Annotated in this window: 3 protein-coding genes; all 3 read right to left on the bottom strand. The window is 60.6% G+C overall.

Annotated features, from left to right (window positions below):
* Positions 1-760: 760 nt before the first annotated feature.
* On the bottom strand, positions 761-1,285 hold the full coding sequence (locus tag ACTHLF_RS20550; protein WP_440329985.1) for a hypothetical protein: 525 nt from the start codon (positions 1,283-1,285) through the stop codon (positions 761-763).
* Between the two features lie 440 nt (positions 1,286-1,725).
* Positions 1,726-2,169, bottom strand: a complete 444-nt coding sequence (locus ACTHLF_RS20545) for a hypothetical protein (protein WP_440329983.1) — start codon at positions 2,167-2,169, stop codon at positions 1,726-1,728.
* Positions 2,166-8,924: a hemagglutinin repeat-containing protein gene (locus ACTHLF_RS20540; RefSeq protein WP_440329982.1), complete on the bottom strand. Its 6,759-nt coding sequence runs from the start codon at positions 8,922-8,924 to the stop codon at positions 2,166-2,168. Before ACTHLF_RS20540 ends, ACTHLF_RS20545 begins: the two co-directional genes overlap by 4 nt.
* Between the last annotated feature and the right edge of the window lie 30 nt (positions 8,925-8,954).

Below are 8,954 nucleotides of genomic sequence, written 5' to 3'. Positions count from 1 at the left end.
ATGTGCTCTCGCGCCTTTGCAACTGCGTACTCTTTATCGATCATCGATTAGTCCTCAGAAAACGTCGACGCAGCCGACCGACGCCAATCCTTAGGGAGGAGCACTTCTCCTGCCACGCTCAACCGCCCAAACCATGAAGGTGAATACGACTCCTACAGACGCCCCGAACATCACGTGAGCTACCGCGCGAGGGATCGCGTAATGAATCAGGAAGTTTCGATCAAACCAGTTGGGCCAATCCTTCGGAAATATCGGAGCATCGACGACGAGCCAGAAAATCAGCCCGTACAGGGCGCCTCCCAGAACATAGCGGCCACGGAACTTTAGCCACCGATCGACCGCGAAAAGAAGCGGGAGGCCTAAAATCGATGTCACGAGCACTCCGATGGCGAAGAATGCCAAGAGACCGCGCCACTGTCGTATGAATTCACCGCCGCTAAACAAGGAAATGACAATGACTGAGGATGACGCAAGCCCTCCGCACAGTAGGAGAAGGAGACACCTCATGGCCGTCGGACGAAGTGGACTAGTGCTTGTGTACACGCGCGTCCCACCTATCTTCCAATTGCGGATTGTAGCGATCCGACAGCATCACTAGATCCTTGGACCTTGATCGAACACGACAAAAATGGGTCGCAGCTTAGATATATCGACCATAAGCCAAATAGGAATCCAAGTTTGCTGAAATAGCGGCATCACCCAGCGACTAAAGGTTCGCCTGAGCTGCGGGGGCCATCTGAGACTGAGCAACCGTATAAGATTATTCACGGGGTGACACCGACTTTGCCTTGGAGGTCACTGCGTCTGGCAAGCTCTCAAACTCCGCGATAGCCGCATCATATCTTCCGGCCAGGACGGCTATTGGCATCACGTGATCGAGACGAGCGGACACCAGGTCCTTGGGTGAGTAGACCTTGGTGCTGACACTGATCACCGCCTGATCAATTCGAAGCGCGCTATCCCATACGCTTTCGTCAAAAGATCCGCTCTGCATCCAGAGCGCTAGCGCGAGCGCTTGATTTAGGAGCGACGAGTGATATTCGGTTGTCGATCCGAAGCTCTCCTGGCTCGCAATTTCATAACGCAGCCACTCTATGCTTCTTGGGAGCACTTCCTTGACCTCATCGAAGAGACCGACGAAACATGCTTTCGCGACGCCATTGACGAGGTCCTTGGCTACGTTTCCCATGGGCCGCGCAGCATCGAATCGGTTGTCATTTACGAATCGTATATCGAACGATGTCAGGCCGACGATTGCCTTGTCTACGTCAAACTTCCGGCTCACGTACATTGCTTTCTTCCACAGTCCGACCTGTACCGAACTTCTTGCACGCCCCGAATCAACGGTATTTGTTTTTGTTGGAAGAACCGCAAGGAGACACCGCCGAAAATTCTCAAGCGGGACACGGTCAATGGGAATGTCGCCCCCTCGAGAGCCAAGTAAAACGTCGAGAATAAGCTAGCGAGCTACGGAATATCACTGAGATTTGACTCAAGAAGCCAATGCCTCATACCCAAATCGATGGGAACATTGACCTCGTGACCGATTGCCTGGCTCTAGATCCGCATGAATCGTGCGTGTTCGAGAAGTTCTCTGACATCAGGACGACTCTTGTTCTCGCGCATAGAGATCATCAGGTGGACCGCGACTTTGGATAAAACCGATCGGCAGCTCAAATGAGAAGACAAGATCACCGGCCTCCTGACACACGAGCTCAAGCGTAGTCACTTAGCGTTACCGTACCCGTATTTAACTTGCAGCAAAGCTTGAACGCCACGTAAGTCAAGGGTACATGCGACAAAGCCCCAAGGAAACTCGACACGGAGTCCGTTACCGGGCTCCGCCACTGTCCGAAAGCCACGAAACGCCTCGCGGATATACTCGACATGCTGGCGATTCCGGATTCGCTCGTTATCCAGGGTCCAGTCATCGAGCGAATCTGATTGCAACTGCAGCAAAACCTGATCGATTTGACCCACGAAGATTGCCGCAACACCCCATCGCTGACCGCGCGCCTCGTGCGAACCACACGGAAACATTCGACGTCCCTCGATACCGCTGCGGTACTCTCTATCTCGCCATGTCTCGGGCAGGTCCTGCACTGTCATAGATGGGGAGAGGATCAAGCCATCCGGAAAACGCACATAGCCGTTGGTCACATCTATCATGGCTTTACCCCCGGAACCTTGTTCTCAAATGGAATGGTAAGTACCGGCTGAAGAGCCGAGTAGTCAGGAACAAAGATCTGCGGTAGGCCACCCTTCCCCCATTGAGGATTTGCGAGCGCTCGAGCGAATGCCGCGGGGGTCTCCGCCGGTACTCGATAAATTGTAACCCCATCTCTCACCACATCCCTCGCGGCGATCATGAGATTTGGTGCGACCTGGAGACCTTGATAATACGAGATGACATCGCCTCCCGTCCTCGTGTAGCCCGAAATCGTCGTGTAGTAATTCCCCTGACCTGGCGAGGCGCCGACGATTAGTGTGCCAGGCTTGAGGCTTATGTCGCGGTACGCATCGACTCCAGGATACGAACCCGATCCTTGCCACGCGGCCGCTTGCTCGCTCGCTGTCAACTGCGGCGTTCCAAGGCGCCACATGCCATAGCTCAGCGCAAACTGAAGCGCGGTCCCGCCGGCCATTTCGCCTTCGGTGGTACCGACGGGCACAAAGTTACCCTGCTGCGCCTGATAGAACACGCTCCCCATGCTCTGCTGCGATTTCGCCATGGACCCAACGGGATCGGAGAACATCGCGAGCGTGGACTGCAGAGCGGATACCGCTGTACCCGGATTCAGCGCGTTTAGAACGCCGGCATTCACCCCCTTGCCCCAATCCTGAAGTTGCTTCAATCCGAGGGCCTGCGGCCCCTGCTGGAACTGCGGGTTACCACTGAAGATCGTTGGATCGTTCCGCTGGTACGGAGCCGACACGCCAAAGAGTGGGACTGGTTGACCGAACTGATCGTAGCCAATGGTGGGATTACCCTGCGACAGCGCGTAAGAATGCAGGAAGTTCTGAGCCTCCTGCATCGCTTCCGGGTCGTATACGGAATTGATCGCCGTTGTTCGATCCAGCATGACGCCTGCAGCACCTTCCAAGATTTGCGCGGCAAGGTCCACGCTCATGCCGGGATGCTGCTCTGCGTACTGCTTCGCCAGAACATTGTCGATAAGTCCTTTTTCGTCCTTTGCAGGGTCTGCATCCTTATGGAGCTGACGGTTGTACAACTCGCCGTTAACCGCAGCAGTTACACCGCTACCCCCGCCCACGGCGCCGATAGCCGCGCTGGCAAGCCCCATCAGTGTCTTGCCTTCCGGCGAACGCGGATCAACACCGTTCTCGTAGAGATATCGCTGCAGAACGTCACTGGCGGCCTCACTACTGGCAGCTCCAAGAGCGCCACTCGCGACATCACCCCCACCTAGCGCCGCCATCGCCGCACCGACCATCCCGTGCAGGAGAATCTTGTTCGATCCTCCGTCTTGCCAAGAGCCCTTTTCTGCGTCCGGAACATGCTTTTGCATATAGTCAGACAGGTCTCCAGCTGCGCGCATGCCCACGTATCCCGCAGCTTGCCCAAGCTCTTGACGCTCAGCGACCTTTTCAGCATCGAAGATTGGCTTCAGTCCACCAACATCCAGATTCGGATTGCGGTCGAGACCGCCAAGGTCCATTCCCGGGTTGCTACGGACATCTATCATCCCGTCGGCGATACCCGCACGAGTCTCGCTGTTCCCGTTCTTCGACTGCGGTATGCTCAGGTTGTTCGGGGAGAAGCCGCCGCTTCCCACGGAGAAGCCGCCGCTTATGGCTGAATAGCTCGCCTTATTTTCGATATCGCTGTAACTCAGAGAACCGGTGCTTAGCAGGTTCTCCCCTTGAGCTGCGGAGCTGGCGATTACTCCTCCCTTAAGGTCAGTGTTTCCTCCGACATAGATGCTGTAGCCACCATCGCCGGCTCCGATACCGCTGATCTGGTCAACGCTCTTGTAGTTACTCGTCGTCTTACCCGCAGCAATATTGACCGAACTACCGTAGCCGTAGACGTAGGTACCACCAACCTGCCAGTACTGGCTCGCGTAATCGTTCGTAGCCTGCTGGCTGGCGATATTCAGATCGCCACCTATCGACGCGACGACGGATTCGCCCCTGGCCTGCGCGCCAAGTATGTTGGTATCGCCGCCCGAAATAATTGTCAGCTTGTCCGAAGCGGTCACGGACGTGTTGGCGTTCGTGGTCCCGTTACCGTGTCCGATACCTTTGCCAACGCTGGCCGTGACATAGAAACCCGTCTGGCTGCCGATACTGAATCCGAGCTCGCCACTGGCGTTCGCACTGCTGTTCTTCTGTGTATGAGATTCCAGTTGGCTCAACAGGTTCAGGTCACCTTTAGCAGCCAGGGCAACGTTCTTGCCGTCAAGCTGGCTGCCAATGATGTTCAGATTGCCATTTGAGGCGGCGATAGTGATGTCGCCATCGCTTCGAATGGTGCTCCCGGCGGTCGTGTCGTCATGGGTGGTCGAATGGCTATTGACGGTGCTGGCACCGAGACCAATACGGAGGCTTACGCCGCTAGCGTTCGCGGCTCCCTGTGCACCATCATCCTTGGCGACAGCGTTCCCGCTACTGTCGGTTTTGATGTTGCCCTGTGCATCGCGGGCGATATTGCCTCCCACAGCTTCGCCCGCGGCGCCTGCTGCACCCGCTTGCACACCGCCAACCGCGTCGTAGACTCCATATGCCGCCTGAGCCGCATAGAGTGCCTTCAATCGGTTGTCATCGGCTTGCCCCGCGCGATGTGCGGATGCGTATGCACCCTGCGCCGAATCGGCCGCACCACCGGTCAGACCCACATTGATGCCACCGGTGTGCATCGACTGCGTCTGCCGCGTATCGACGCTCCCTAATCCCGCATCGATCGTGACGTTCTGGCCAACGATCGCCGTGCCCGTATGACTGAGCACGTCGGAGCCGGTGATGTGCACGTCCTGGCCTGCTGCGAGGGTTACCCGGCCATCCGTGCTGCCGATGAGGCTACCGGTCGAGTCGATCTGGGTGACATCCAGCGTGCCCTTCGTCTTCTGGTTACCGATCGTGACGCGGAGGCCATCCTGGATAAACCCAGAAGTAGAAACCTTCTGTTCATGCCCCTCTGCATGAGTAGTAAGCGCCGTACCAATATTGAGGTTGTTCCCGGCCGCGAGCGTTACGTCGTTCGTGCCGGCGATCTGAGCTCCCTGCGTATTGATATCGTGCTTCGCACTGATGGCGACCGAGTCGCCGCTTAGCGTCGTGCCGATGGCTACATGATCTTCGCTGACGCCAGCATTAGCCTTGGTCTGTTTCTGGTAGTTCCAGTCGGCGGGCAACTGGCCGCGGGTCATGCCTGAGCGAGTCACGCTCCGGCTGTGGCTCTCGTCATAGACGTCCTCGCCCGCCAGCAAGTTCACGTCGTGCCCGGCGGATAGCGCGATGGCCCCGTCCGAGCTCACCTTGGCTGCGGTGGCATTCAGGTCGTTGCCGGCGATCAGGTTGACGTTCGCACCGGTGAGGCTGCTGCCGATCGCGTAGGTTTCCGAGACCTCGTCGTGCGTCGTCGTGGTCTTGCTGCTGAGCAGGCCGCTCTTCTTTTTCTTCGTATCGGTGACGACGGCGTGTGTTTCGTCCGCCGTCGTCAGGTTCAGGTCGTGGCCCGCGGCGACGGTCAGGTCACCCGCGGTGTTCACCGTCGCCGACTCAAGGTTGGCATCGTGCCCTGCCGCGATCTGCACGCCCTTGCCGGCATCCAGCGTTACCCCACGCACCGTCTCGTCCGTTGTGGTCTGGGTGATCTTCTTCTTGCCTTCCTTCCAGCTGGCGGTCGAGGTCTGGCTATCCGTCACCGTGGTCAGGTTGAGGTCGTTACCGGCCTGGAGCGCGGCCGTACCGCCCGCCTTGAGCTGGGTGCCTTCCAGGGTCGCATCGTGGCCCGCGGCAACTGCGAGGCTGCCGCCCGCGTCCAGCGTCGTGACGTCATGGGTTACCTTGGTCGCGCTGCCGTTCGTGGTCGCGGTCAGCGAGAGATCGTGGCCCGCAAGCACGGCCATGTCACCGCCGGACTTCAGCGTGCTCGCCTGCACGCCCAGGTCGTGGCCAGCCTGCAACAGCAATGAACCGCCCGCGTCGATCGAGCTACCGGTCGTCTCCGTCTTCCAGCGCGTGCCGCTCTGCACGGCGCCGACGGTCAGGTCGTTACCCGCCTGCAGCGAGGCGTTGCCGCCCGCCTTCAGGGTCGTGGCCGACAGACTGAGGTCGTTGCAGGCCATCAGCGACAGGTCCTTGCCGGCGCTCAGCGTGATGCCCTGCGCCTGCGTGCCGGTGAGCGAGTTGCTCCACGCATACGGATGCGTGGTGGTCAGGCTCGACTCCAGCGACAGGTTGTTGCCCGCCGCCAACGCCAGGCTGCCACCCGCCGTGACACCCTGGCCGGCGAGGGTCAGGTCGTGGCCGGCGGAAAGCAGCGCATCGCCACCCGCGGTCACCTTCGTGCCGCTGAGCGAAAGGTTGTTGCCCGCGCTGATCTGCAGCCCCTGCGTGGCGGTGATGCTGGACGCATCCATCCCACGCCCAACGAGCCCGCCCAGGTTCTCCGAACGGATATCGCCACCAGCGACCAGGCTCACGCCCGCGCCATCGATACGGCCGTTGAGGTTGGTGATGTTGCCCGTGGCACTGATCGCCGTGAGGCCGCCGCTGGAGATGCGGCCGCTGTTGAGCAGGTCCTTCGCCGTCAGCAGCGTGCTGCTCTCGCCACGGATGGTGCCGTCGTTCGAGAGCGAGCCCGAGGCGTTAATGCTCACATCGCCGCCCGCGATTACAGCCCCCTGGGCGGTGAGACCGAGGCCGCCCTTAGCGAGGTAAACCACCGGGACCAGCACCTCGTGCCCGTCCACGGTCTGCTGCACCATCCAGACCATGTCCTGGGTCAGCGCACTGACCTGGTCGGCGGTGAGCGCCACGCCCACACTCAGGTTCATCGCCTGGGCGACCTGCGTGGCGTTATTCATCAGCGCCTGGTATTCCTCCAGGCCGCTGCTGTAGTCGGCCAGGTAGGTGCGGCCGGTGAGCTGGGTCACCTGGTTGGTCACCAGCTGCTGCTCGTAGAAGCCATCGCCCAGGCGCATCATCGTGCGCGCCGGATCCAGGCCCAGCTTGTCCAGCAGGAAGTCGCTGCTGATGAACTGGCTGTAGTCGGCGAAGCGCGCGTTGGTCTCGATGAGGTAGTTGCTGCTCGGCGCGTGGCCCAGCAGCGCGGCGAGAAACGCATTGCCGAACAGGTTGGCGTAGCGTGCCGAAGCGCCCGTGGCCGAGGCCGAGAGCGCACCCGCATCCACGCCGCCCACGGCACTGCGCGAACCCGCCGATGCGGCGGTGATCTGGCCGCCCACGGTGGGACCATCCACGGCGACGCTATCGCCACCACGCACGCTGTAAATACCGCCGGTCGGCAGCGTCACGCCGGCCAGCGGCTGCCCGGCACCGCCAAGGACCTGCGGCGCATGGCCGGTCGCCGGATCGACCTGCGCACCAATCGGCAGGCCGCCTGCGCCCTGTGCATTGCCCTTGTTCACCGACGACAGGCCGATCGCCTGCGCATTGGGATCGAGGCGGGTATTGCCAACCGAGCGGCCATCCGCGGTGACGCCGCCGTTGGAGACGTTCACGCCACCGATGGAAACGCCCTGCGTACCGGACATCACCGCGCCAAGCGCCGTGTAGTTATCGTGGATGTAGGTGGAAGGATCGGTAGTGGGACGATACGACGTCGATTCCTGATCACCACCGGCGTTATTACACAGGCTCTGGTCCGTGCCGCAGCCGATATGGTGCGTCACGGCCACCGTCTGGATCGTACGGCCCGCGGCCAGCGACTGGTTGGCGACGTTCTCGTTACCGAACACCATGCCGGTGCCGCCGCCGGCGCCCTGCTGGTTTACCGCGAGGAAACTGCCAGCCGCGATGGTCGAGGTATTGTTCGTGACCGAGCCGTAGAGCGAGATGCTCCCACCCGCCACGATCTGCGACTGCGCGCTCGCGGCGTTGACTACCGTCTCGTCGATCGTGTGGTACTCGGTCCAGGTCTCGTACTCCTGGACCTTGTTCAAGCCGTACTTGTAATCCGAGCGCGGCAGCGGCTGCGACTTGGCTGATTCTTCGGCCGTCAGCGTGTGGCTCGTGGTGTTGAGCACGCGGCGCACGTTGTTGATCTGGGTCGCCGCGAGCAGGATGCTGCCCTGGGCCTGGATCGAGCCGGAGATGTTGTCGATCTGCCCCGCACGCGTATCGAACAGGCCCTGGCCGTTACGCGCCGCTCCCGCCACGTTGATGCTGCCCAGGCTGAAGATCTGCGCATCGCGGTTGAGCAGGTAGCTGGTGTAGATATCGACGCTGTTGGTGGCGGCGATGGTGCCGCTCTGGTAGTCCGGGTTACCGATGGCCTGGCCGAAGTCGGCCCCGTTGATCACCGTGCCGGCCTGGATCGTAACGTTCCCACCCATGATGCTGCCGGTGTTGTTCACCGTGCCCGCCTTCAGGCCGACCGTGTTGCCCTCGATGTTGCCGGCGTTGGTGATGGTGCCGCCGGTGCTGAGCTGCGTGTTGGCCGAATTGAGCAGCGCGCCCGCGTTGTTGGTGATGTTCGCCGCGCTGATCGTCAGGCCGTTCACCGCCTGGATGCTGCCGTTGTTGGTGAACTGCCCGTCCACCGCCAGGGTGAAGCCGCCGTTCGCCTTGATGCTGGAGCCCGCGGCCTGGATGTAGTCACCCACCAGGTGCATGCCGAGCGTGTTGTTGGCGATGATGCTGCCCTGGCCCGTGATGCTGCGCACATCCAGCGCCACGTTGCCCACGCCGCCCACGCCATCGATGCCCGCCTGCACGGTGCCGCCGCTGTTGTTGAGCGAAGCCAG

The sequence above is a fragment of the Luteibacter sp. genome, from assembly GCF_051958795.1.
In the GTDB taxonomy this organism is placed as follows: Bacteria; Pseudomonadota; Gammaproteobacteria; order Xanthomonadales; family Rhodanobacteraceae; genus Luteibacter.
The sequence above is the reverse complement of the archived record's forward strand: the minus strand, read 5'-3'. Positions and strand labels throughout refer to the sequence as shown.